Origin of the sequence: Mycobacterium angelicum, assembly GCF_002086155.1 — a bacterium.
Classification (GTDB): Bacteria; Actinomycetota; Actinomycetes; order Mycobacteriales; family Mycobacteriaceae; genus Mycobacterium; species Mycobacterium angelicum.
In genome coordinates this window covers 1-24,972 of sequence record NZ_MVHE01000045.1, presented here as the reverse complement: position 1 = coordinate 24,972, position 24,972 = coordinate 1, and the positions used below count along the sequence as shown (strand labels likewise).

The following is a 24,972-nucleotide window of genomic DNA, read 5'->3' as shown; positions in this document are numbered from 1 at the left end:
CCTGCCGCCGTGGTGGCCGCTTACTGTCTGCGGTATGGCTATGAATCTCCTCCACCGCCGCCGCTGCAGCTCGGCGGGATGGGCCACCATGGTGGCCGACCAACTGCTGCCCTGGGCCTTGCGTCACGTCGAATTGGGCTCGCGCACACTGGAAATCGGGCCGGGCTACGGCGCCACGCTGCGGGCGCTGCTGGACCGGACCGATGCGCTGACGGCCGTCGAAGTCGACAGTTCGATGGCTGATCGCTTGAACCAGTTGTACGGGCAGCAAGCGCGCATCATCCACGGCGACGGCACCAACACCGGATTGCCCGACGACCACTTCTCGTCGGTGGTGTGCTTCACGATGCTGCACCATGTGCCCACCGCCGAACTACAGGACCGGCTGTTCGCCGAAGCGTTCCGGGTGCTGCAACCGGGCGGCGTCTTCGCTGGCAGCGACGGTGTGCCGAGACTGCCGTTTCGGCTGATCCACATCGCCGACACCTACAACCCGATCGCCCCGGGCGACTTCCCCAGCCGGCTGGCAACCGCGGGATTCACCGACATCCACCTCGACGTCGCCGGCGGCAGGCAACGATGGCGGGCCACCAAACCCGTTGCCGTTTAGGCGTTTATCGTCTCGCGTGAACGTTCGTGGCGATGCTGGCGTTCGATGGTGGCGAAGTAGAAGGCGAACGCGAAGGCAAAGCTGGTGAATAGGCTGGACACGAAATACAACCAGGGCCGCCGCAGCCCGCGCCGGTAGCCGTCCACGATCGAAAACAGCGGCAGCAGAATGACATTCGCAATGGTGTAGTCCTGGCTGGCCGAGCCGGCGGCCGGGTTGGTGAACATCAGCCGGATGTAGTCCGACCAGCTGCCGGGCCCCCAGATCGGGTTGGTCGAGCCGTGCGCGTATTCCTGCACGAAGCGGATGTTGAAGTACCAGCCCAGCGCGATCGACGCGATGCCGACGGCGTAGTAGACGTATTCCAGCGGCGAGAACCACGGCCCGTCGGCCGGCCTGGCATACACCTGCGGGTTCGACGCGACGATCCAGGCGATGACGGCGATGCCCAGTACTGCATGGGCGATGAGCGAGACCATGGGCGAAGTTTCGCGCGCGAGCCGGAGTTTTGTCAATATTGACATAACTTGTACTGGTACCTTGACTGCCATGGTCAGGCCGGCGCAGACGGCGCGCAGCGAACGCACCCGGGAGGCGCTGCGCCAGGCCGCGATCGTGCGGTTCCTGGCCCAGGGGGTCGAGGACACCTCGGCCGAACAGATCGCGGCCGACGCCGGCGTCTCGCTGCGCACCTTTTACCGCCACTTCAGCTCCAAGCACGATTTGCTGTTTGCCGACTACACCGGTCTGCACTGGTTCCGCGCGGCCCTGGACGCCAGGCCGGCCGACGAGCCCGTCATCGATTCGGTGCAGGCCGCCATCTTCGCGTTCCCGTATGACGTTGAGGCCGTGACTAAAATCGCTGCGTTACGGGGCGGCGAGCTGGACCAGGGCCGCATCGTCCGCCACATCCGCGACGTGCAGGCCGACCTCGCCGAAGCCATCGAGGCGCAACTGCACCAGCGTAGCTGTGCGGCCAGCCTCGCACCGGACGCGCGACTGCGTATCACGGTGATCGGCCGCTGCATTGCCGCCGCGGTGTTCGGTGCCATGGAGGCCTGGATGGTCGGCGACGACCGATCGCTCGGTGAGCTGGCCAGGATGTCGCACGTGGCGCTGGAGTCGTTGCGGGCCGGCCTCAGCGACAGCTGGACGAGCCGCCAAGTTTCGTCATAATTGACAAAACTTTGAGGTCGTGCCAGCCTCCGAACATGGCCGATTACGACGCGATCGTCATAGGTGCCGGACACAACGGGTTGACCGCGGCGGTGCTGTTGCAGCGGGCGGGACTGCGAACCCTGTGCCTGGACGGCAAGCTGTACGCCGGGGGTATGGCCTCGACTGTGGAGCTGTTCGACGGCTATCAGTTCGAGATCGCCGGCTCGGTGCAATTCCCGACTTCTGCGGAGGTGATCGACGAGCTGGGCCTGGATACCCTGCCGACCGTCGACCTGGACGTGATGGCGGTGGCGCTGCGTGGCGTCGGCGACGACCCGCTGGTCCAGTACACCGACCCGATGAAGATGTTCAGCCACCTCAACGAGGTGCACGGGGCCGACGCCGTCACCGGGATGGCCGGGCTACTGACCTGGAGCCAAGCGCCGACCCGGGCGCTGGGCAGGTTCGAGGCCGGGACCCTGCCCAAGACCTTCGACGAGATGTATGCCTGCGCCACAAATGAATTCGAGCGCTCGGCGATCGACGACATGCTGTTCGGTTCGGTGACCGACGTGCTGGACCGCTACTTTCCCGATCGTGAGAAGCATGGCGCGCTGCGCGGCTCGATGACCGTGCTGGCGGTCAACACGCTGTACCGCGGGCCGGCGACGCCGGGCAGTGCCGCCGCGCTGGCCTTCGGGCTGGGCATGCCCGAGGGCGATTTCGTGCAGATGAAGAAGTTGCGTGGCGGCATCGGCGCGCTTACCGCGCATCTGGCCCAACTGCTGGAAAGCGGCGGCGGCGAAATCCGGCTGCGGGCCAAGGTGACCGAGATCCTCGTCGCCGACGGGCGGGTGACCGGTGTGCGCACCGAACCCGGCGACACCTTGAGCGCCCCGATCGTCGTCTCGGCGATCGCGCCGGACGCCACGCTCAACGACCTGATCGATCCCGCGGCGCTGCCGTCGGAAATCCGGGACCGCTATGCGCGCATCGACCACCGCGGCAGCTACCTGCAGATGCACTTCGCGCTGGAGGAAGCCCCGGACTTCGCCCCGCCGTACGAGTCCCTCAACGACCCGAGCATGCAGGCGTCGATCGGCATCTTCTGTACCCCCGAGGAAGTCCAGCAGCAGTGGGAGGACTGCCGGCGCGGAATCGTGCCGGCCGATCCGACGGTGGTGTTGCAGATCCCGTCGGTGCACGACCCGGACCTGGCTCCGCCCGGCAAGCACGCCGCGTCGGCGTTCGCGCTGTGGTTTCCGATCGAAGGCGGGGCCGATTATGGCGAGGCGAAAGTCGAGATGGGACAACGGGTTATCGACAAGATCACCCGGCTGGCCCCGAACTTCGAGAAAAGCATCATCCGGCACACCACCTTCACCCCGAAGCACATGGGCGTGATGTTCGGGGCGCCCGGCGGCGATTACTGCCACGGGCTGTTGCACTCGGATCAGATCGGGCAAAATCGGCCCGGCCCGAAAGGCTTTATCGGCCAGCCGATCCCGATTCAGGGACTGTACTTGGGCAGTGCGGGATGCCACGGCGGGCCGGGTATCACGTTCACGCCGGGCTACAACGCCGGTCTGGCGGCGCTGCAAGACCGCTAGCCCTTCGCCGAATGTGCGCTCAGCGCGAAAAGACGCGCCGGATTTGACAGCCGGTGCACGCTCGACGCGGGTCTAATCGCGCTTGGTGAGCAGATCGTCGAGCAGCGCGATGAAATCGTCCGGACGCGCCGGGGTACACGCGGGCACCGGTCGCACGCCGGGCACGTCGAGGGTGATCAGCGTCGACTTGAGCGGACGGTACACGTCCAGCGGCAACCAGCGGCGCAGGTCCAGATCCGGGCTGCCCCAGATGTTGAAGCGCGCCATGATCAGACCCAGCGATTCGGCCTTGTACCCTTTCACCTGGTCGAGTGCGATGACCTTCGACGTGCCGGACGGAAAGTGGTAGCGCCGCAACGTGATCGCTTGGCGATCGAGCTGGATCACCCCGTCGTCGTAGAACTGCATCATGCGTCTGAACTCCGCGAACTCCTGAGTTGATGGCCCCGGGTGGTAAGGCACCGGCCGTCGTCCAGCCGCCACTGCCACCCGTGCAGGTTGCAGGTCAACGTATTGCCTTCTACCACGCCGAATTTCGACAGATCTGCCTTCAGGTGCGGGCAGCGGCGCTGAATCTCCCAGCCGTCCAGCGTGATCGAGGCGGAGTCGTCATGCGTTTCGGCGAACCAGCCGTCGGCGTAGGCGATCCGTTCATCGGTCAGGCACTTGAAGAAGGTGTACAGATATTCGTTGTACCCGCCGACCCGCCACGCCGTGAACCGGGTGGACAAGAATATGGTGTTGACCCAGTCCGGCTCCTGATCGCGCAGCACGGTGCGCACCAGCTCCGGCGCCACGGCGAACCCGTAGCGCACCTTCTCGTCGGGAATGCGTTCACGCACAGAACGTTTCGGGAAGTCCAGGATCACCGTCTCCGGCCCGATCACCAGCTCGACCGGATACCCGATGCCGTCGCAGATCTCGTTGCTCTGCAGCATGATCGGCTCGAACAGGGCGCGCAGCGGTTCCAGCAGCGCATCGCCGGTGGCGGGGGCCCAGGCCGCCTTCTCCGCGGCCAGCACCGGGGCCATCCGGTCGGCGTACTCGGCGATGTAGTCGGCCTTGCCGGTGGTGAAGATCGCCTCGACCTGGTCGACGGGTATCGGATGCTGCAGCGAATTCAGTTCGGAGCCGGTGAAATCGGCGGTCGACCCGGGGATCATCAGCAGCCCGCGGTCGTGGCCATGCGTGCGCATCTGGTCGAGGAACACCATCTGATCGGGGAAGATGTTGGCCGGGTCGCTGCGGTCGTCGTTGAGGTGACGCAGTTCGGCGTCCAGAAAGCACGGCGGCCCGGCCGACGGCACCACCCACGTCGCCCCCACCTGGGCGATGTACTGGCGGGCCCGGTCCATCCCTCGCTGTCGCTTCTGCGTGGCGAACGCCTCCTTGGCGCGCGCGGGCATGTCGTAGACCATGGGGTACCAGATCGCGCCGGAGTACTGCAGCATGTGGACGTCGATGTGGCCGAACTCCGACGCCAGCATGTCCAGATCGATTGGCCGGGCGTCGTTCATGTTGAAAGCCGTTGTCTGCCCGTCGAAAACGACCAGTGCCGAGTCGCCGATCGGGCCGTCGGCCGGGGCGCGCAGCGCGACGATCATGATGTCCAGCTCGCCGCCCGGACCGGTCAGCCGGTGCTTGACTGAGTCGGTGGTCTCGAAGAATCGGTGAAACCCTAGCTTCTCCAATTCATTTCGCAGATCGGGCACCGGAAAGTCGGGCAGCAGAACCACTGCGTCCTTGTTCACGTGCGCATCGAGCAGCTTGGCGTCGAAGTGGTCCTTGTGCAGGTGCGAGACGTACAGATAGTCGCAGCGGCCCAAGGCGTCCCAGTCCAGCGTGCTGTTGTCGGGAAACGGGAACCAGGATGCGAAGTAAGCCGGGTTGACCCAGGGGTCACACAGAATGCTGCCCGCCTGGGTCTGGATCAGAAAGCCGGCGTGGCCGACGCTTGTGACCTGCACATATACCTTTCAAGAGTCAGTTCGAGTGGTCTTGAGCTTAGCTTGAGTCCAGATCTTCGGCTTGCCACAGCCGCCGGTAGTAGTCGATGCGCAGTGGATCCGGATCCACGCCGTAGGCCGCGAAGAACTCCGCTTCCCAGCTTCGGCCGGGGTAGTTCCAGCTCAGCGACAAGGTGGCTACCGCCAGGTCGGCCCACCGATCGGCCACGCCGAGATCGCCGAAGTCGACGTGTCCGCAGCAGCGCCCGTCATCGCCGATCAGGGTGTTGGGCGAACATGCATCGCCGTGGCAGACCACCAGCCGATCGACCGGCGGCGGCTCGTCCAGACCGGCGCGCTGGGCCGGGGTCAACAGCGCCAGCCGGCCCGGCACCGACCAGTCGAACGGGCACGACTGCACGGGCAGCCGATCGTGCAGGGTGCGCAACCCCGCGCCGATCGCCGGCACCGCCGCCTGCGGCGCCGCCGTCCAGCGCGGGTGCACCGCACAGAGCCCGGCCAGGCCACGTGTCCGCAGCCACGTCCAATCCCCGTCGGCACCGACGTCGAGCACTTCCGGCGCCGCCAGGTACGGCGCCGCCCAGCGCAGGCGGCGCGCCTCGTCGGCGAAGTCGGCCGAGCCCGCGCGGGCCACCTTGATGTACTCGGCGCCCGAGTCGACCCGGAAGGTGATACCGCCCAGCTCGTTGATCCAGACGGCGTGCACGGGTCTGACGCCGGCGAGCCGTCGCACGACAGCGGGCACCTGGGGCGGTGACGGCGGGAAAGTCAAAGCTCACCTTTCTGGTCTGGCCGGAATTTGGCCCGGGTTTTAACCACTTCAGCAAACTGGCAGCTGGGAGCACTAGGCTGAACAGCTGTGGAACCGGTATACGGGACGGTCATTCAGCTTGCCCGCTTGATGTGGCGCATTCAGGGATTACGGATCACCGTGACCGGTGTGGACAACATTCCGGCCAGCGGCGGTGGTGTCGTCGCCATCAACCACACCGGCTATCTGGACTTCACCTTCGGCGGTTTGCCAGCCTACAAGCAGGGCCTGGGCCGCAAGGTGCGGTTCATGGCCAAGCAGGAGGTGTTCGACCACAAGATCACCGGTCCGATCATGCGGTCGCTGCGACACATCCCGGTGGACCGGCAAAGCGGCGCGGCCTCCTATGACGCGGCGGTGACCATGCTGAAGGCCGGTGAGCTGGTCGGGGTGTACCCCGAGGCCACGATCAGCCGCAGTTTCGAGATCAAGGAGTTCAAGACCGGAGCGGCCCGGATGGCCGTCGACGCCAGGGTGCCGATCATTCCGCACATCGTGTGGGGGGCGCAGCGGATCTGGACCAAGGGCTACCCCAAGAAGATCGTTCGCCCGAAGGTGCCGATCTCGATCGTCGTCGGCGAGCCGATCGAGCCGACGCTGCCCACGCCCGAACTGAGCGGGCTGCTGCACTCGCGGATGCAGCATTTGCTGATCCAGGCGCAAGAGCAGTACGGACCGCATCCCGCGGGTGAGTTCTGGGTGCCGCACCGGCTGGGTGGCGGCGCCCCTTCGCTGGCCGAGGCAAGCCGCATGGATGCCCAGGAGGCGGCCGAGAAGGCCGCCCGCCGCGCGCAAGGTACTCACCCCGCCGGGGCGCCGGAGCAGTGATCGATGGCCGAGCCCACCTACCGCGCCTGCGAAATCCTGGCCAAGCTCTTGGTCTGGGCCAGTGGAACCCGGATCTCCTACCTCGGCGAGGAGAACATCCCCGAGCAGGGCGGGGCCGTGATCGCCATCAACCACACCAGCTATGTCGACTGGTTGCCGGCCGCGCTGGCAATGAACCGGCGGCGGCGCCGGCTGCGATTCATGATCAAAGCCGAGATGCAGAAGGTGAAGATCGTCAACTTCTTGATCAAGCAGAACGGAGCGATTCCGGTAGACCGCAGCTCCGGGCACGGAGCCTATGCCGCCGCGGTGGATGCGTTGCGCCACGGCGAGGTGGTCGCCGTCTACCCCGAGGCCACCATCAGCCGCAGCTTCGAGCTCAAGGAGTTCAAGTCGGGTGCCGCCCGGATGGCCGTGGAGGCCGACGTCCCGATCGTCCCGTTGATTGTGTGGGGCTCCCAGCGGATCTGGACCAAGGGCCATCCAAAACAGCTGGGGCGCAAGAAGATACCAATCGTCGTGACGGCCGGTCCGCTGATCCACGCCACCGCGGATATCGCGGCGACCGACGAGGTGCTGCGCGAAGCGATGACCACATTGCTGCACAAGGTGCAGCAGGACTATCCCCATCCCGCGGGGGCTTACTGGCTGCCGCGGCGCCTCGGCGGCAGTGCCCCGACGCTCGACGAGGCAGCACAAATGGACGCTGAAGACGCCGCGGCGAAAGCCGCGAACCGGAACCCGCATCAGTCCGGGTAGGCGGAAGGAGTATCTACACGATGGCAGAGCCGTTTTTCCGATTCATGGAATTCTTCGTTCCGTCGGTAGTCGCGCTGAACGGAAACAAGATCACCTACCGGGGCCTGGAGAACATCCCAGCCCGTGGTGGCGCTCTGATCGCGTTGAACCACACCAGTTATGTGGACTGGATTCCCGCATCCCTTGCCGCCAAAGAACGGCGGCGCCGGTTGCGGTTCATGATCAAGGCCGAAATGCAGGACGTGAAAGCCGTCAACTACGTCATCAAGCACACCCAGCTGATTCCGGTGGACCGCACGATGGGAGCTGAGGCGTTCGCGGTGGCCGTGCAGCGGCTCAGGGAAGGCGAACTCGTCGGGCTGCACCCCGAGGCGACTATCAGCCGCAGCTACGAACTGAGGGACTTCAAGACCGGGGCGGCCCGCATGGCGATCGAGGCCCAGGTGCCCATCATTCCCATGATTGTGTGGGGCGCCCACCGGATCTGGCCGAAGGATCATCCAAAGAACTTGTTCCGCAACAAGATTCCGATCGCGGTGTCGATTGGGACGCCGATGTGGCCGCAGGGCGACGTCGAGCAGTTCAATAGCGCGCTGCGCCAAGTCATGAACACGATGCTCTACCGGGTACAGGAGGAATATCCGCATCCGGAAGGGGAGTACTGGGTACCGCGGCGGCTGGGCGGTGGTGCGCCGACGCCCGACGAGTCGAAGGAGTTCCGGTTGGCCGAATTGGCCCAGCGGATGCAAAAGCAGGGATACGACGGCGTGACGGCGCGGCGCCCGGAGGAAGGCAGACGACGCCTCGGTGACTGAGTCGACCGTCAGCCCAACGCCGCCGGCCCTCATCGCGTGCGATGTCGACGGCACCTTGTTCGACGACGACGAGAGCCTTACCCCGCGCACTCGGGATGCGGTCCGGGCAGCGGTTGCCGGCGGTGCGCAATTCATCCTGGCCACCGGCCGTCCGCCGCGCTGGATCCGGCCGGTCGTGGAGGCGCTCGGTTTCGCGCCGATGGCGGTGTGCGCCAACGGCGCGGTGATCTACAACCCCGCGACCGACCGGGTGGTGTCGGTGCGCACCCTGGGCGTCGACGCCCTGGCCCGGCTGGCCCAGGTTGCCCTGCGCGTCATCCCGAACGCGGGGCTGGCGGTCGAGCGGATCGGCGAACGTGCGCACGACACGGTGACGCCGCAGTTCGTCAGTTCACCGGGTTACGAGCACGCTTGGCTGAACCCCGACAACACCGAGGTGTCGATCGAGGACCTGCTCAGCACGCCGGCGATCAAGCTACTGATCCGCAGCGCCGGTTCCCGCAGCGCGGACATGGCGGCTGAACTGGTCAAATACGTCAACAGCGAGGGCGATCTGACCTACTCCACCAACAACGGTCTGGTGGAGATCGTGCCGCGGGGCATCAGCAAGGCAACCGGTATCGCGGAGATCGCCGGGCCGCTGGGGATCGCCGACGCGCAGGTGGTGGCATTCGGCGACATGCCCAACGATGTGCCGATGTTGCTGCGGGCCGGGCTGGGCGTCGCGATGGGCAACGCCCATCCCGACGCCCTGGCCGCCGCCAATGAGGTGACCGCTCCCAACAACGAGGACGGCGTCGCGCGGGTGCTGGAGCGGTGGTGGTCTTAGCCGCACACGGGGTCGCGATGTGGGACACTGCCCGCGTGCCTGCGTTTAGCCGACCGGAGGACCGCTAGTGGGTTCGGAAGAAGATCCACCGGTAACCGGCGCGCCCGGGGATGGTGAGGCGAGTACTGGCGAGCCCGAGTCCCGGGCCGTGTTCGAGGACGAGCGGGACGAGCAGGGCGAGCGGGACAAGCCGGACAAGCAGGGGGAGCCGCCCAAGAAGCGGTCCGGCACCGTCAAGTATCAGGACGCCGCGACGACAAAGCCGCGGCCGCCCACCCCCGCCGAGTTGCGCGCGCGCCAGAAGTTCGAAGACAAGCAGCGCGAGCTCGAAGAGGCGCGGCAGGAGGCAGAAGCCAAGCGCCGCAAGCAGAAACGGGTTCTGATGGGCGCCGCCGCCGGCGTCGGGATAGTGGGTCTGGTGGCCGGCCTCGGCTATTGGCTGCTGACGCCGGACACCGTCACCGCCCAGTGCGTCCAAGAGGATCCGAACGGTCAGCCGGTCATCGTCCCGGACAGCTATTGCACCGGCCACACCGCGGGCCTCAACGGCTTCTTCTTCTACGGCGGGCATCAATACCGCTATTACTACGGCAGCTCGGGGTCCGTCGGCTCACGGCCGATCGGCGGTTCCACCACCGCACCCAAGGGCGCGACGGTCAAGACGAAGTCGGGTACCACGATTTCGCGCGGCGGCCTCGGCGGTAGCGGCGGCAAGGGCGGCGGCGGGAGCGGCGGCTCGTGAAACGCGGCAGGATAGCGCCGCGGCCGAATTGGCAGTCGATAGTCGAATCGCAGGGATTGGTATACGGGACACCGGCGCGCGATGCCCGCGGCGCGGACCGGCCGTACTGGGACGAGTCGGTGTACTACGAATTCGAGATGGACGAGATCCTGGCCATCGAAGCCGACGTCGAGCTGCTGCACTCGATGTGTCTGAACGCCGTCGAACAGGTCGTCTTGATGGAGCGGTACGCGGATTTCGGTCTGCCCGAATGGAGTTGGCCGTTCATCGCCGAATCGTGGCGCCGCTCCGACCCGCATGTATACGGCCGCTTCGACATTCGCTATGACGGGCGACGGCCCGCGGTGCTGCTGGAGTACAACGCCGATACGCCCACCACGTTGTTGGAAGCCGCGATCCTGCAATGGTATTGGCTCAAAGACAAGTTCCCCGGCGACGATCAGTGGAATTCGCTGCACGAGCAGCTGGTCGAACGGTGGAAGGTGGTCGGCGATCTGCTGCCCAGCAACCAGCTGCACTTCGCCTGGTCGGGCGTGGAAGCCACTGGTGAGGACCAGATTACGACGACGTACATGCAGGAGACCGCGGCCGAGGCGGGATTTGAGACCATCGGGCTGACGATCGAGGACATCGGTTGGGACTCCGCGCTGGAGCGGTTCGTCGATCTGGAGGAAGACCGGATCGACGCGATCTTCAAGCTGCACCCGTGGGAGTGGGTGCTCGACGACCAGTTCGGCCGGAATGTGGTGTCCAGCCTGCCGCAGACGATGTGGATCGAGCCGCTGTGGAAGACGCTGCTGTCCAACAAGGCGATCCTGGCCGTGCTGTGGGAGATGTATCCGGGTCATCCAAACCTGTTGCCGGCCTACATCGATGACCCGCACGAGCTCACCGAATACGTTCGCAAACCCAAGTTGGGCCGGGAGGGTGCCAACGTCACCGTCGTGGGCGCCGGAATGGAGACGGCCACCGGCGGCGTCTACGGCGAGGAGGGCTTCGTCTACCAATTGCTCGATCCGCTACCGGAATTCGACGGCATGCGGCCGGCACTGGGGGCGTGGATCGTCGGCGATTCGTCGGCCGGCCTGGGCATCCGCGAGACCGCCGGCCTGATCACCGACGACGGCGCGGCCTTCGTCCCACACCGGATCCCGCAGCAGTGACTTCCCCCGAAACGACTTCCACCGACACGACTTCCCCTGACATGACTTCCCCTGAAACGAACGGAGATCTTCGATGACGACAACCATTGTGGCGGCAGCTCATTCGGACTATTGGAGCTACCTAGGCCGGGGATCCGGGGCCATCGTTCTCTACTCCATCCTCGGTTTGGTGTTGATGATCATCGGGTTCTACGCCATCGACCTGACCACCCCGGGCCCGCTGCGCAGGATGGTGAACGCGGGTAAGCCGAATGCGATCATCGTGGCCGCCGCCGGAATGGTGAGCATGGCGCTCATCGTGGTGCTGGCGATCTACTCCTCGATGGGGAACCTCAGCGAGGGGCTGCTGTCGTCGGCGGTGTTCGGGCTCATCGGGATTGCCGCGCAGGTGGTGATGATGCGGATCGCAGCGCTGGTGATCGGTATCGACATTCAAGCGTTGTTCGCCTCCGACGAGTACAGCTACGACTCGCTGATGGTGGCCGCCGCGCAGTTCGCGCTCGGCATCGTGGTGGCGGTCGCGATTCTGTAGGCCTGGCGTAGGTTACGCCGCGGGTGTGATTGCCAGGGCGAGCTGTTGGGGAACGTAATTGATCAGCAGCGGAGCCAGTCCCATGAATGGTGTGCCGAAGATGGTTGCGCCGAACGGGACACCGGGAATGGGAATCTGGCTATTCGTGTCCACCGTTGCCGTGAGGTTGGCTGGAGGCACCAGAATCCCGTCGAAGGGCAAGTGCAGCGTCACCAATATCTGCGTCGGCAAAGGTGGCGCGAGAAACGACGGCAGACCCGATGGCACCGATATCAGCACATCTTTGGTGACGTGGCCATTGAGGAAGCTGTCGGCGACGACGGCCGGAGCATCACCGATTGCGCCCAGCGCTCCGGCGAAATTACCGGCCGCCAGGGCTTGCTGAACCGCGGTGGCGCTGGTGGCCAGCCCGGTCAGGGTGGTGATCGGCGGCCCCAGTGCCGAATAGGTGAGGACTTCGGGCAACGCGAAGAAGCCGCTCAGCGATCCGGTGGCGCTGGGAGTTAGCACGTCGATCGATAACGTGGCGACCGCCGTGATATTCGGGTTGGTAAGCGTATTGAGCACATTGGTGAAGTTCTGGGAGATCTGTCTCGGAACCGATCCCGCGGGCATCAGGTTGGTGATGTACTGCGCGTCTTGGCCGAAAACGCCGATGGCGGTGAAGAAATCGGGCAGCGGGCCAAGCGCCACCGGATACGCCGTGGCCGTTATGTCGACGACTGGGAAACCATTCACGGCAACCGTGTAGTTGCTGGTGTTGAACCCGGTGACCAATAGATTGGCCAGGGCCGTCCCCGCATCTTCCACCGCGCCGTAATAGTCGCCCGCGAGAAGCGCTTGGAAGGCCACCTGAAGGCCCGAGCCGAAAGCGGGCAGCCCGGCGACGATGCCGGTCGCCGCACTGTTGAGTGCGGTGAAGAAGGTTTGGGCGAAGCCGATCTGGGTGCTGATGAACTGTTGTGTGTAATACGCCCACGGGAACGTCGAAAGTTCTTGGACGCCGGCCTGGATGGTGGCCGGCAAGTTGGCCAGTGCGGTGGGGATGTTCTGGATGGAACTGGCGATCTCGGCGCCGAGCTGCTGCCAGTACCGCTTCTGGTTGGCCAGGACCTGGCTCAATAACGGGAAGGGGTGCGCGGCCCAGGTGCGCCCGAGGGCCTGCAGATTGGTGGCGGTGTTGACGAAGAGGCGTTCGTACGCGCCGCCGGACGCGGCCGGCGCGCTCAGCAGATTCTGTTCGGCGTTGGCGATCTCGGCGCTCAGGTACGCCGCGGCACCACCGTTCAACAGGCCGACGAACTCGCCGTGAAAAGCCGCCGTCTGCGCGCTGACGGCTTGAAATTCGTTGCCGAAGCTGCCGAACAGCCGCGAGATCGCCAGCGACACCTCGTCGGCGGCCGCGGGCGCGACCCCGGTCGTCGACCCTGCCGCCGCCCAAGTTGCCTCTTCGACCGCCGAGCCGACCGCGGCCAGATTCCCAGCCGCTGTCGTTATTAGCTCCGGCGTGGTGACCACGTACGACATGGCCGTCCCTCCCGACTGGCTTCCTGGCGATCGGTGTGATCAGAAAGACCAATCGAGCGTAATCCCATCCGACCCCGGTTTGCTCCGGATTTGGCGTGTCGCATTCTCCGGCCTACGCCCGCTAGCCGCGCAGCGCCTTTGGCGGGACCGTGGCCGCGGCGAGCGTGTGGGCGTCGATGGTGCGCGGCTGGTAGGCCAGCGTCGCCAAGCGGGCCGACATCGACGCGACCGGGCTGTCGCCGACGGGACCGCTCAGGCCTGTCAGGCCTGTCAGGAACGCCCACTCGTGCTCGTCGCTGCCGAAATAGACCACGGTGTCGAATATTTCGTGAAAACGCTGCCAGGACGAACGCAGCGACTCGTTGCGCCACAGTGTCGGGCAGCCGGCCTGGCCGGCGACGACCCGCGCAATCTTGTGACAGCGCTGCAGAAACTCGGCGTCGTAGAGCCGGTTGTGCTGTGCGGGGTCGGATCGCTCGTCGGGCAGGTCGATCACGGCCAGGTCGTAAGTCATGGACGATTGGCTGACAAAGTCCCAGCCGTCGTGGTAATGGACATGAACCGGGCCCAAACCTCGTTCGGCCCTGAGCAATTCGTCCATCGCGTAGCCGTAGGGCAAGTGCTCGGCACACAACCGAACGGCGTCACGGTCGATGTCGACGTGATCGACATGCGTTGCCCCGGCGGCTACCGCCAGCTGGCTAACCACGCCTTCGCCCGACCCGATGACCAGCACCCGCTCGACGTTGCCGGCCAGCAGCAGCGCCGGCACCAGCAGTGCCTCGTGATAGACGAGCTGACTGAATTCGGTGCTCTGCCGTTCGCCGTCGCTGAACAACGCCACGCCCTGTTCGGTCCGGCCGATCATCAGCTCCTGGTACGGAGTGCGCACGTCGCAGATGACTTCGGTGACGCGCCAGTGCCGGGTAAGTCCCGGCGCCAGCGGCTCAACAATCACCGCGCCAGTGGTCGCAACGTCGAAATACGTTGGCAGCGGCGGGAATCCGTTGAACGCGGTAGCGGCGTAGCTTGCGGTGTAGGCGCCGGCGTCGTCGAACTCGACCCGGTCGCCGGGCCGCAGGGTGACCGGCAGCGGATAGCTTTGGTAGGGCACGTCGTCGCCGTCGCAGGTCGGACCGGCGATCACGGCTTCGGCCACCGGGTCGCCGTCGCGGTCGGTGCGCAGCCGGTATCGGATGTACTCGTTTTCGGTTTCGGCCAGACCGCTGTAGCGGCCGATGTCGAGATACACCCAGCGGCGGCCATCGGTCCCGGTTCGAACGGAGACCACTTCGCTTCCGATGGTGCCGGCAGAGCCCACGATCAGCCGGCCGGGCTCGACCACGAGTCGGGGATGCGTGGCGCCGAAGTGACGGTCCAGCGCCGAGCGGATCACGTCGGCGATGGCCTCGAGTTTCGGTGCGCCGGCCGCATACGCGATCGGGAACCCGCCACCGACATTGAGCGTGGTGAGATCGCCGATGGCGTCGAATATCGGTGCGACACAGCGGATCCCGAGCTCCCAGGCCGCCGAGTGGAGCTGTTGCGAGCCGACGTGAAAGCAGACGCCTTCGGGTCGCAGCCCCAGTTGCCGGGCCCGGTTCAGCAGGCCGGTCGCGTCGGCGGGCGGACAGCCGAACTTGTGCCCGAACGGCGTCACCGACGACGGAAACCCCGGCGCCACACGGCATTCCACGCCCGCCCCAGGAGCGTGCTCGGCCATGGCGGCCGCATCGTGTTCGGTATCGGAGGCAAACCGCCGCACTCCCCGTGCATACGCGGCAGCCACCGCGGAGGGCTTCTTGATGGTGTTGCCGAACGTCAGCAGCGCTCCGGCAATACCGGCGGCCTGGCACGAGTCGATCTCACCGACCGAGGCGACGTCGAATGCGGCCCCTTCGGCGGCCAGCAACCGCAATACCGGTTCGGCCGGATTTGCCTTCACCGCATAGCGGATCTGCGCTTCCGGCAAGCAGGCGCGCAGGGCGCGGAAGTTGTCGCGAACGCGACCGAGATCCATCCGCAGATACGGTGTGTCGGCCACACGGGGCAGAGTAACCCGACGTCAGTTGGGCGGATGCGTGGGCAGCGAGAAGTGTTCGGGCGGCACCGTCGGCCCACTGGCCGTCTGGGTGGACAGCGGCGTCCTGATCCCGTCGACGACTTCGGTGATGTTGCCGGTGAGCCGCTCGAAGTTCAATGTGCCGTGCTGGAAGTTCTGCGCGATATACAGCGGCTCTTGGATTTCCGCGCTGGTCGGCAACCCGAGCGGGCCGCGTTCATAGCTCAGCGAGGCCCAGGCGTCGTAGATCGCGCCGGTGACCGGCTGGGCACCCGCCGCCGGCGACCAGTACATCGCGCCCTTGGCGAAGGTTGCATACCGCGCCCCGTTGTCGGCGTCCAGCTCCGGTGACGTCGGTGCACCCAGCACGCTGTTCATCCCGCCCAGTGCCTGCCAGTGCTCGTAGATCGCGCCACCTTCCAGCGCCTTGATCAGTTCCTCGGGCGGGTCGTTGAAATGCGATGCGATGTCCCGGATTTCGTCCATCAGCGCATAGGCGGCATTGCCCGGGCAGTCGGTGTTCCCGACGTCGCGATGGGTGAAGATGGTCGGCAGCTTCGCTATGGCGGCGGCCGGGAAGTTGGTGTACGAACCGCCCGCGGACTCCAGTTCCACGCTGCCCTTGGGGTCGACGTCGTCCATGCCCAGCCGCCAGCCGAGCAGGCGGCCGACGGTGCGCAGCTGAATCGGTGTGGGCGGTACGTCGTCGAAATTGCCCAGCATCGCCACACCCCAGGTATCGCGGTTGAAGCCGCCGGTGTGGAAGCCTTCGACCGGCTTGGTGAGCCCGCCCGCGCTGCCCTCGAACACCTGGCCGTACTTGTCGACCAGTGCGTTGTAGGCGATGTCGCACCAGCCCAGCGTTTTGCTGTGGTAGGTGTAGATGGCCTTGACGATCCCGGCCGATTCCAGCGGCGAATAGTCATTGCTGCCCGCGGTGTGGTGCACGACCCCGGCCCGAACTCTGTTGTCGTACTGAGGTTTACCGCATCGCAGCGACTCGTCGGCGCCCCACTCCGCCCGGCTGATGATGGGCGGCGCCTGGCCCGGCATGGTGACTCCGGCCGGCGGGTTCCAGTGGGTTTCGGCCGGCGCCTGGGGTGGCGAGATGAGAATCGCTGAAATGTTCTGCCCGAAGGGCTGTTCCTTGGTGGCGGGACGGTAGCCGAGGCCGGCCTCGGCGGGCTTGTCGCCGGGCGGGGCCATGGTCACCGGCGCATCCATCGGCCGGGTGACCGCGATCTGGACCGACGTGGTGGTGCCGACGAAAACCGGATCGGTACTGCGCGGGCCGCCGGACTGCCCGGAAGTGCCGGGGTCGGGTGCGGCGGTTTCATGCTCCGTCTGATACCAGGGACCCCACGACCCGTCCGGGCGCTTGGCGCGCACCCGCGTCGAGGTGCCGGCCAGGTCGCCGGTCAGGGCGACCAGCGAGAACGGGGTGTCCTGGCTGAGCTCGCGGACCGTCACGCCGCCGCCGAGACCAACCAGCGGCTGCTCGACGAGTTGGGTGTCGCGGGCCGGCTTGGTCTGCTGGCTGCTCTCCGGAGGACGGTGCAGCACCCACGCGACGATCACCACCGTCACCGCGATGGCGGTGAGCAACATGGTGGGTGCGCGACTGCGGGACGGCACCAGCCGATGTTACGTGTGTGTCTAATGTTTCTAATGTGGCGACACGGCTAAATGCCGGAAAACCTGTCGACGACACCGCAGAGGGTCGGTTGCTGGGTGGGTTGCCGGGTGTCGGGCCCAGTGCCGCTCTGCGGTGTCGTCAGGTGGCAGGTTTTCGAAAGTCTCGCTAGGTGACCGGTATCAGCGCCGGGGCGGCCGCCGCCGCGGCCGGTGCTGCCGCCGCCGGTACGCCGGGCACTGCCGGCACCGCCGGCACTCCCGGCACGGCCGGCACTGCCCCCGCCGCTGCACCTGCGGCTGCCGGTAAAGCGGCCGCGGGAGCGCCCGGCACCCCCGGCAGGGCGGGCGTGGCGCCGGCCGCACCCGCGCCGCCGTTCTGCACGCCCTGCATGATCGCCGGCATCACCAGGCCCTTGAGCAGGTCGATGGCCTGCGCGGCGCCCAGCTGGTTGGCCGCCTGCATCAGGTCGTTGACCAGGCCGCCACCCCCGCTGCTGCCGCCGGTGCCGGTGGCCGCCGGGCTGACCGGCGACAAGCCGGTGCCGCCGCCCAGCGACGGATCGCCCAGGATCGGGTAGGTGCCGTCCGCGCCCGGGTCGAGCCCGGCCGGGGAGGTGATCGGAATCTCTCCAGTGCCGGCGGCCGGGCTGAGCCCGGTCGGGCTGGTCAGCCCCGGCGCCAAGCCGGTCGGGCTGGTCAGACCGGGGTTGGTCAGTGCGGGGTTGGCTCCGGCGCCCGTCGTCGGCGACAGCGTGGTACCGGGCAGGGCCAGGGATCCTGGAGTCGACGGCGTCAGACCGGGACTGGTCAAGCCGGGGCTCGTCAGACCGGGACTGGCCCCCAGGCCGGGGGAGGTGCCCAGGCCGGGCGTAGCCCCTAGCCCGGTGCCCCCGGTGCTGGTACCGCTCAGGGCCGGCACGGGTGGAATGTTGACCCCGAACTGCGACAACCCCTGCGTCAACGCACCAATCAGCTCATTGGGCAGGTCGGCGATGCTGGCCGCCTGCTTGAATTCGTGGTGTTCGGTCGGCTTGGGGCTTGCGGTCGATTCGTAGACAAGAAAGTAAGCACACGGACTCGCGACTGCCAGGGCGGCGACCGCGCTCATGGCTGTCGAAAGCTTGCGTCGGCGTCGGTTCGGCACGGAAGTCTCCTCAATCTGGACTATTCAGGTATGGAGTGCTGCCTCGTGCTTTCCGAGCATCAACCCCACATGGTCGATGGTACGAGTGAGGTTCGTGTGACTAGAGTGGTTATATCGAATCGTGAGGCAATCGCTACCTTGAGAGCTGCTGAAGTGTGATGTTCGACTAACCGCGCGAAATCGGGATTTGGCAGCAAGGTCAGATACCCTAGGCAACCGATGATCTCCCGTTTCGACGCCGCCCGTTTCGACCTGTTTGTTGTCGGCTCCGGATTTTTCGGCCTGACGATCGCCGAGCGCGTGGCCACCCAGCTCGACAAGCGCGTGCTCGTCGTCGACAGGCGTCCGCATATCGGTGGCAACGCCTATTCCGAACCGGAGCCGCAAACCGGGATCGAGGTCCACAAGTACGGCGCGCACTTGTTCCACACGTCTAATAAGAAGGTGTGGGACTACGTCCGCCAGTTCACCGACTTCACCGACTACCGGCACCGCGTCTTCGCCATGCACAACGGGCAGGCCTACCAATTCCCGATGGGGCTGGGCCTGGTTTCGCAATTCTTCGGTAAGTACTTCACGCCGGACCAGGCGCGCCAGCTGATCGCCGAACAGGCGGCCGAAATCAAGACCGAGGACGCGCAGAACCTCGAAGAGAAGGCCATTTCGCTGATCGGCCGGCCGCTCTACGAAGCGTTCGTCAAGGGCTACACCGCCAAGCAGTGGCAGACCGACCCCGCCGAGCTGCCGGCCGCCGTCATCAGCCGGCTTCCGGTGCGCTACACCTTCGACAACAGGTACTTCAGCGACACTTACGAGGGTCTGCCGGTGGACGGCTATACGGCGTGGCTGAAGAACATGGCCCTCGACGACCGCATCGAAGTCCGGCTGGACACCGACTGGTTCGACGTGCGCGACGAGCTGCGGGCAGCCAGTCCGGAGGCTCCGGTTGTTTATACCGGCCCGCTGGACCGCTACTTCGACTACGCCGAGGGGCGGCTGGGCTGGCGCACCCTCGACTTCGAGGTGGAAGTGCTGCCGATCGGCGACTTTCAGGGCACCCCGGTGATGAACTACAACGACCTCGACGTGCCCTACACGCGTATCCACGAGTTCCGTCACTTCCACCTCGAGCGCGACTACCCGACGGACAAGACGGTGATCATGCGGGAGTACTCCCGCTTCGCCGAAGACGACGACGAGCCTTACTATCCGATCAATACCGAGGCCGACCGCGCCCTGTTGGCCGCCTACCGGGCCAGGGCGAAGTCCGAGACCGCGTCAGCGAAAGTGCTTTTCGGCGGGCGCTTGGGCACCTACCAATACCTGGATATGCATATGGCCATTGCCAGCGCTTTGAACATGTACGAGAACGTCCTCGCACCGCATTTGCGCGACGGCACGCCCTTAATAGAGGAAACCCTCGCATGACCGCCGGCGACGATGCAGTGGGGAGCGATGAGAAGGAGCGGCGCGAAATGAAGGCCGTGAGCCTGCTTTCCCGGATCATCCTGCCGCGCCCGGGCGAACCCCTCGACGTGCGCAAGCTGTACCTGGAGGAGTCGACCACCAACTCGCGTCGCGCCCACGCGACCAGCCGTACCTCGCTGCAGATCGGCAAAGAGTCCGAGGTGTCCTTCGCCACCTACTTCAATGCGTTCCCGGCCAGCTACTGGCGGCGCTGGTCGATCTGCAAGTCGGTGGTGCTGCGCGTCGAGCTGGCCGGATCCGGGCGCGTCGACGTCTACCGGACCAAGGCCACCGGAGCCCGGATCTTCATCGAGGGCCGCGAATTCGCCGGCAGCGACGACACCCCGGAGACGCTGGAGATCGAGGTTGGGCTGCAGCCCTTCGAAGACGGCGGCTGGATCTGGTTCGACATCACCACCGACTCCGCGGTCACCCTGGTCAGCGGCGGCTGGTACGCAACCACACCCGCGCCGGGAAGGGCCAACATCGCCGTCGGCATCCCGACCTTCAATCGCCCCGCGGACTGTGCCAATGCACTGCGGGAACTGACGGCCGACCCGTTGGTGGACGAGGTGATCGGCGCGGTGATCGTGCCCGACCAAGGGACCCGCAAAGTCCGCGACCACCCGGACTTCCCCGCCGCCGCCCAGCGTCTGGGTGGCCGGCTTTCCATCCACGACCAGCCCAACCTGGGCGGATCCGGTGGCTACAGCCGGGTGATGTACGAGGCGCTGAAGAACACCGACTGCCAGCAGATCCTGTTCATGGACGACGACATCCGCATCGAGCCGGACTCGATCCTGCGGGTGCTGGCCATGCACCGCTTCGCCAAGTCGCCGATGCTGGTCGGCGGCCAAATGCTCAACCTGCAGGAGCCGTCACACCTGCACATCATGGGTGAAGTCGTCAATCGCGCGAACTTCATGTGGACCGCTGCGCCGCATGCCGAATACGACCATGACTTCGCCGAGTACCCGCTGAACGACAACGAAGACAAGAGCAAGCTGCTGCACCGGCGCATCGACGTCGACTACAACGGCTGGTGGACGTGCATGATCCCGCGGCAGGTCGCCGAGGAGCTGGGCCAGCCGCTGCCGCTGTTCATCAAGTGGGACGACGCCGACTACGGGCTGCGCGCCGCCGAGCACGGCTACCCGACCGTCACCCTGCCCGGCGCCGCGATCTGGCACATGGCCTGGAGCGACAAGGACGACGCCATCGACTGGCAGGCCTACTTCCACCTGCGCAACCGGCTGGTGGTCGCTGCCATGCACTGGAACGGTGACGTCACCGGGCTGGTCCGCAGCCACCTCAAGGCGACGCTGAAACACCTTGCCTGCCTTGAGTATTCGACGGTGGCAATCCAGAACAAGGCCATCGACGACTTCCTGGCCGGCCCCGAGCACATCTTCTCCATCCTGGAATCGGCGCTGCCGGAAGTGCATCGCATCCGCAGGGAGTATCCCGACGCGGTCGTGCTGCCCGCGGCCAGCGAGCTGCCGCCGCCCCTGCACAAGAACCAGGTGAACAAGCCGCCGGTGAACCCGGTGGTGATCGGCTACCGGCTGGCCCGCGGCATCCTGCACAACCTCAAGCAGGCCGACCCGGGCCACCACGTGCGCCCGGAGTTCAATGTCCCGACCCAAGACGCACGCTGGTTCCGGTTGTGCACGGTCGACGGCGTCACCGTCACCACCGCCGACGGCTGCGGTGTGGTCTACCGGCAGCGTGATCGGGCCAAGATGTTCTCGCTGCTGACGCAGTCGCTGCGCCGGCAGCGTCAGCTGGCGCGCCGCTTCGATGAGATGCGCCGGGTCTACCGCGAGGCGCTGCCCGTGCTGTCCAGCAAGCAGAAGTGGGAGACGGCGCTGCTGCCGGCAAGCAACGAGCCCGAGCATGCCTGAAACCTCCCCGGAAGGGGCGCCGCGCGGCGAAGTCGCTGCAATGGTGGCCGTTCAATCCGCGCTGGGTGACCGTCGCGGCGTGCTGACCGCGGCGCGCGGGCTGTCCTACTTCGGCGAACACAGCCTCGGCTGGCTGGTGGTGTCGCTGCTGGGTGCCCTCCTGGTGCCGCGCCGGCGCCGCGACTGGGCAGTGGCCGGCGTCGGCAGTTTTGCGGCACACGCCGCAGCCGTGCTGATCAAGCGAGTGGTACGACGCCGGCGACCCCACCATCCGGCGGTCACGGTGAACGTCAGCGTGCCCAGCGCGCTGAGTTTCCCGTCGGCGCATGCCACCTCGACGACCGCCGCCGCCATCCTGATCGGCCGGGCGGCCGGACTGCCGGTGCTGCCGGCGGTACTGGTGCCGCCGATGGCGCTGTCCCGGATACTCGCCGGTGTGCACTATCCCAGCGACGTTGCGGTGGGTGTTCTGCTCGGTGCCGTCGTCGCTCGCGTCGCGATCCGGCTGGAAGGTGGTGTGACCTGATGAGCGACGACGTGGCAGCCGTGACCGGGCCGCCGGCGAACCTGGTCGCCGGGGTGATCAAGGCGATCCGCCCGCGGCAGTGGGTGAAGAACGTGCTGGTGCTGGCCGCGCCGATGGCCGCGGCGGGACGCGGTGTCCGCTACGACTACACCGAGGTGGCGACCAAGGCGGGCGTGGCGTTCGTGGTATTCAGCCTGGCCGCCTCGGCGGTGTACCTGATCAACGACGTGCGCGATGTCGAGGCCGACCGCGAACACCCCACCAAGAGATTCCGGCCGATAGCAGCCGGTGTGGTGCCCGAATGGCTCGCCTACGCCCTGGCGACGGCGCTGGGCGCGGCGTCCCTGGTCATTGCCTGGCTGCTCACGCCGAACCTGGCCGTGGTGATGATCGTCTACCTCGCCATGCAGCTGGGGTACTGCTTCGGGCTCAAACACCAAGCGGTGATCGACATCTGCATCGTGTCGTCGGCCTACTTGATCCGCGCCATCGCCGGCGGCGCGGCCACCGACATCCCGTTGTCCCAATGGTTCCTGCTGACGGCGGCGTTCGGATCGCTGTTCATGGTGGCCGGCAAACGCTACGCCGAGCTGCAGCTGGCTGAACGCACCGGCGCGGCGATCCGCAAGTCGCTGGAAAGCTACACCAGCACCTATCTGCGGTTCGTCTGGACGCTGTCGGCCACTGCGGTGGTGATGAGCTACGGCCTGTGGGCATTCGAGCGGGACCGGTTCTCCGCATCCTGGTTCACCGTGTCGATGGTCCCGTTCACCATCGCGATCCTGCGTTATGCCGTGGACGTCGACGGCGGACTGGCGGGGGAGCCGGAAGACATCGCCCTACGGGACCGGGTGTTGCAGCTGCTGGCACTGGCGTGGATCGGAACTGTTGGTGCCGCTGTTGCTTTCGGCTAGCGAGAGGTTCAAGGCTCTGCAAGTCGCCGCATTGTCGCGCCGGCCTGCGGCGCGGCGGGCCAGCCGGCCGGTGTTTCCCTTCGATCCGGTGGTCCGGGTCAGTCTGTGGGTCAGCGTCGCCGTCGTCGCGGTGCTGTTCGGCTGGGGTGCCTGGCAGCGTCGCTGGATCGCCGACGACGGGCTGATCGTGCTGCGCACGGTGCGCAATCTGCTGGCCGGCAACGGGCCGGTGTTCAACATGGGCGAGCGGGTCGAGGCGAACACCTCGACGGTGTGGACCTACCTGCTGTACGTGTGCAGCTGGATCGGCGGCCCGATGCGCCTGGAGTATGTGGCGCTGGCGGTGGCGTTGACGCTTTCGGTGCTGGGCGTGGTGTTCCTCATGCTGGGCGCGGGCCGGTTGTATGCGCCCAGCCTGCGGGGCCGCCGGGCCATCATGCTGCCCGCCGGAGCGCTGGTCTACATCGCGGTCCCGCCGGCGCGTGACTTCGCCACATCCGGTCTGGAGAGCGGGCTGGTGCTGGCCTATCTGGGTTTGCTGTGGTGGATGATGGTCTGCTGGTCTCAGGCACTGCGGGTCCGCCCGGACAGCCGGTGGTTCCTCGGTGTGCTGGCGTTTGTCGCCGGGTGCAGCGTGCTGGTACGGCCGGAGCTGGCGCTGATCGGCGGCGGCGCGCTGATCATGATGCTGATCGCCGCCCGCACCTGGCAGCGACGGGTGCTGATCGTGGTGGCCGGGGGTTTTCTGCCGGTCGCCTATCAGATCTTCCGGATGGGCTATTACGGGCTGCTGGTGCCGGGTACCGCCCTGGCAAAGGACGCCGCCGGGGACAAGTGGACGCAGGGCGCCATCTATCTGGCCAACTTCAACCGGCCATACCTGCTGTGGATTCCGGTCCTGTTGTTGGTGCCGCTGGGCGTGCTGCTCGTGCTGGGACGGCGCCGGCCGTCGTTCCTGCGCCCGGTCGCGGCACCCAATTACGGCCGGGTGGCCCGGGCCGTGCAAAGCCCGACCGCCGTGGTGGCCTTCATCCTGGTCAGCGGCACGTTGCAGGCTCTGTACTGGATCCGCCAGGGCGGCGACTTCATGCACGGCCGGGTCCTGCTGGCGCCGCTCTTCTGTTTGCTGGCGCCGGTCGCGGTAATTCCGGTGCTGGTGCCCGACGGCAAGGACTTCTCCCGGGAAACCGGTTACTGGCTGGCCGGTGCCGTCAGCCTGCTGTGGCTTGGGATCGCGGGCTGGTCGCTGTGGGCGGCAAACTCGCCGGGGATGGGTGACGACGCCACCCACGTCACCTACTCCGGGATCGTCGACGAGCGGCGCTTCTATGCGCAAGCCACCGGACGCGCGCACCCGCTGACCGCCGCGGACTACCTCGACTACCCGCGGATGGCCGCCGTCCTGGTGGCACTCAACAACACCCCCGACGGCGCGTTGCTGCTGCCGTCCGGCAACTACACCCAGTGGGATCTGGTGCCGATGATCCAGCCGCCGCCGCCGGCCCCCGCTGGCCAGAAGCCGTACGTCACCGGCGAACACGCGGTGTTCTTCACCAACCTGGGCATGCTCGGCATGAACGTGGGTCTTGACGTGCGAGTCATCGACCAGATCGGGCTGGCCAATCCGCTGGCGCAACATACCGACCGGCTCAAGCACGGCCGGATCGGCCACGACAAGAACCTGTTCCCGGACTGGGTGATCGCCGACGGCCCCTGGGTCAAGTGGTATCCGGGCATTCCCGCCTACCTGGACCAGGCCTGGGTGGCTCAGGCGGAGGCGGCGCTGCAGTGCCCGGCCACCAGTGCGGTGCTCAATTCGGTGCGGGCGCCGATGACATGGCACCGGTTCGTGTCCAACGTGGTGCATTCCTTCGAATTCACCCGCTACCGCATCGATCGCGTCCCGCTTTACGAGCTCGTCCGGTGCGGGCTCGAGGTGCCGCGAACACCCCCCGCCCCGCCCCGCGAG

Annotated in this window: 23 protein-coding genes; 15 read left to right on the top strand and 8 right to left on the bottom strand. The window is 66.5% G+C overall.

The features are described from left to right. Positions 1 to 34: 34 nt before the first annotated feature. Positions 35 to 610, top strand: coding sequence for a class I SAM-dependent methyltransferase (locus tag BST12_RS20785; RefSeq protein WP_083115014.1), 576 nt, complete (start codon positions 35 to 37; stop codon positions 608 to 610). Here BST12_RS20785 and BST12_RS20780 read toward each other — a convergent pair. Continuing rightward, positions 607 to 1,089, bottom strand: coding sequence for a DUF2834 domain-containing protein (locus BST12_RS20780; RefSeq protein WP_083115013.1), 483 nt, complete (start codon positions 1,087 to 1,089; stop codon positions 607 to 609). The two genes, BST12_RS20785 and BST12_RS20780, sit on opposite strands and share 4 nt — an antisense overlap. A 70-nt stretch (positions 1,090 to 1,159) precedes the next feature. Here BST12_RS20780 and BST12_RS20775 point away from each other — a divergent pair, with 70 nt between their 5' ends. Both BST12_RS20775 and BST12_RS20770 read left to right on the top strand, forming a co-directional pair. Then, a complete protein-coding gene (locus tag BST12_RS20775; protein ID WP_083115012.1) occupies positions 1,160 to 1,786 on the top strand; it encodes a TetR/AcrR family transcriptional regulator in 627 nt (208 codons plus the stop codon). 35 nt (positions 1,787 to 1,821) lie between these two features. Further along, positions 1,822 to 3,378: a phytoene desaturase family protein gene (locus BST12_RS20770; protein WP_083115011.1), complete on the top strand. Its 1,557-nt coding sequence runs from the start codon at positions 1,822 to 1,824 to the stop codon at positions 3,376 to 3,378. A gap of 72 nt (positions 3,379 to 3,450) precedes the next feature. On the opposite strand, the gene BST12_RS20765 is transcribed toward BST12_RS20770, so the two are convergent. The 3 genes from BST12_RS20765 to BST12_RS20755 are packed head-to-tail and all read right to left on the bottom strand — an operon-like array spanning position 3,451 to position 6,117. Then, positions 3,451 to 3,789 carry a hypothetical protein gene (locus BST12_RS20765; RefSeq protein WP_083115010.1) on the bottom strand — a complete coding sequence of 113 codons (339 nt, stop codon included), beginning with the start codon at positions 3,787 to 3,789 and terminating at the stop codon, positions 3,451 to 3,453. Further along, on the bottom strand, positions 3,786 to 5,345 hold the full coding sequence (locus tag BST12_RS20760; protein ID WP_083115009.1) for an MBL fold metallo-hydrolase: 1,560 nt from the start codon (positions 5,343 to 5,345) through the stop codon (positions 3,786 to 3,788). Before BST12_RS20760 ends, BST12_RS20765 begins: the two co-directional genes overlap by 4 nt. Positions 5,346 to 5,382: 37 nt before the next feature. Next, a complete protein-coding gene (locus tag BST12_RS20755; RefSeq protein ID WP_083115008.1) occupies positions 5,383 to 6,117 on the bottom strand; it encodes a phosphotransferase in 735 nt (244 codons plus the stop codon). A gap of 87 nt (positions 6,118 to 6,204) precedes the next feature. Between BST12_RS20755 and BST12_RS20750 the strand changes: the two genes are divergently transcribed. The 7 genes from BST12_RS20750 (at position 6,205) to BST12_RS20720 (ending at position 11,824) form a co-directional block, all read left to right on the top strand. Further along, entirely contained in the window at positions 6,205 to 6,984 is a 780-nt protein-coding gene (locus BST12_RS20750; RefSeq protein WP_083115007.1) for a lysophospholipid acyltransferase family protein, read from the top strand. 3 nt (positions 6,985 to 6,987) lie between these two features. Next, entirely contained in the window at positions 6,988 to 7,743 is a 756-nt protein-coding gene (locus BST12_RS20745) for a lysophospholipid acyltransferase family protein (RefSeq protein WP_083115006.1), read from the top strand. Between the two features lie 20 nt (positions 7,744 to 7,763). After that, positions 7,764 to 8,558: a lysophospholipid acyltransferase family protein gene (locus BST12_RS20740; RefSeq protein ID WP_083115005.1), complete on the top strand. Its 795-nt coding sequence runs from the start codon at positions 7,764 to 7,766 to the stop codon at positions 8,556 to 8,558. Continuing rightward, positions 8,551 to 9,387: a Cof-type HAD-IIB family hydrolase gene (locus BST12_RS20735; protein ID WP_083115004.1), complete on the top strand. Its 837-nt coding sequence runs from the start codon at positions 8,551 to 8,553 to the stop codon at positions 9,385 to 9,387. The genes BST12_RS20740 and BST12_RS20735 overlap by 8 nt, the downstream gene beginning before the upstream one ends. Before the next feature lie 67 nt (positions 9,388 to 9,454). Next, complete coding sequence (locus BST12_RS20730; protein ID WP_245850461.1) at positions 9,455 to 10,129, top strand: hypothetical protein; 675 nt, start codon at positions 9,455 to 9,457, stop codon at positions 10,127 to 10,129. Continuing rightward, positions 10,126 to 11,292, top strand: a complete 1,167-nt coding sequence (locus BST12_RS20725) for a glutathionylspermidine synthase family protein (protein WP_083115003.1) — start codon at positions 10,126 to 10,128, stop codon at positions 11,290 to 11,292. The genes BST12_RS20730 and BST12_RS20725 overlap by 4 nt, the downstream gene beginning before the upstream one ends. Before the next feature lie 73 nt (positions 11,293 to 11,365). Next, positions 11,366 to 11,824, top strand: coding sequence for a DUF350 domain-containing protein (locus tag BST12_RS20720; RefSeq protein ID WP_083115002.1), 459 nt, complete (start codon positions 11,366 to 11,368; stop codon positions 11,822 to 11,824). Positions 11,825 to 11,836: 12 nt separating this feature from the next. Here the strand turns inward: BST12_RS20720 and BST12_RS20715 are convergent, their stop codons facing one another. From BST12_RS20715 to BST12_RS20695, 4 genes are all read right to left on the bottom strand, one after another. Further along, entirely contained in the window at positions 11,837 to 13,351 is a 1,515-nt protein-coding gene (locus BST12_RS20715) for a PE family protein (protein ID WP_083115001.1), read from the bottom strand. Positions 13,352 to 13,472: 121 nt separating this feature from the next. Then, positions 13,473 to 15,395, bottom strand: a complete 1,923-nt coding sequence (locus BST12_RS33590; RefSeq protein WP_170062168.1) for a spermine/spermidine synthase domain-containing protein — start codon at positions 15,393 to 15,395, stop codon at positions 13,473 to 13,475. 21 nt (positions 15,396 to 15,416) lie between these two features. Further along, positions 15,417 to 17,048, bottom strand: a complete 1,632-nt coding sequence (locus tag BST12_RS20700) for an LGFP repeat-containing protein (RefSeq protein WP_211281318.1) — start codon at positions 17,046 to 17,048, stop codon at positions 15,417 to 15,419. 166 nt (positions 17,049 to 17,214) lie between these two features. Continuing rightward, the gene (locus tag BST12_RS20695; RefSeq protein WP_139801808.1) at positions 17,215 to 18,192 is read right to left on the bottom strand and encodes a hypothetical protein; all 978 of its coding nucleotides are present in this window, start codon (positions 18,190 to 18,192) and stop codon (positions 17,215 to 17,217) included. 219 nt (positions 18,193 to 18,411) lie between these two features. Between BST12_RS20695 and glf the strand changes: the two genes are divergently transcribed. The 5 genes from glf to aftB form a co-directional block, all read left to right on the top strand. Continuing rightward, complete coding sequence (gene glf / locus BST12_RS20690; protein WP_083114998.1) at positions 18,412 to 19,620, top strand: UDP-galactopyranose mutase; 1,209 nt, start codon at positions 18,412 to 18,414, stop codon at positions 19,618 to 19,620. A 47-nt stretch (positions 19,621 to 19,667) separates the two neighbouring features. Then, positions 19,668 to 21,563, top strand: a complete 1,896-nt coding sequence (locus BST12_RS20685; protein ID WP_083115035.1) for a glycosyltransferase — start codon at positions 19,668 to 19,670, stop codon at positions 21,561 to 21,563. Next, positions 21,556 to 22,089 carry a phosphatase PAP2 family protein gene (locus tag BST12_RS20680; protein ID WP_083114997.1) on the top strand — a complete coding sequence of 178 codons (534 nt, stop codon included), beginning with the start codon at positions 21,556 to 21,558 and terminating at the stop codon, positions 22,087 to 22,089. The genes BST12_RS20685 and BST12_RS20680 overlap by 8 nt, the downstream gene beginning before the upstream one ends. Continuing rightward, positions 22,089 to 23,003: a decaprenyl-phosphate phosphoribosyltransferase gene (locus tag BST12_RS20675; protein WP_083114996.1), complete on the top strand. Its 915-nt coding sequence runs from the start codon at positions 22,089 to 22,091 to the stop codon at positions 23,001 to 23,003. Before BST12_RS20680 ends, BST12_RS20675 begins: the two co-directional genes overlap by 1 nt. Beyond that, positions 22,990 to 24,972, top strand: a 1,983-nt coding sequence (gene aftB, locus BST12_RS20670; RefSeq protein ID WP_372511053.1) for a terminal beta-(1->2)-arabinofuranosyltransferase, incomplete at its 3' end; no start/stop codon positions are given. The genes BST12_RS20675 and aftB, both read left to right, overlap by 14 nt.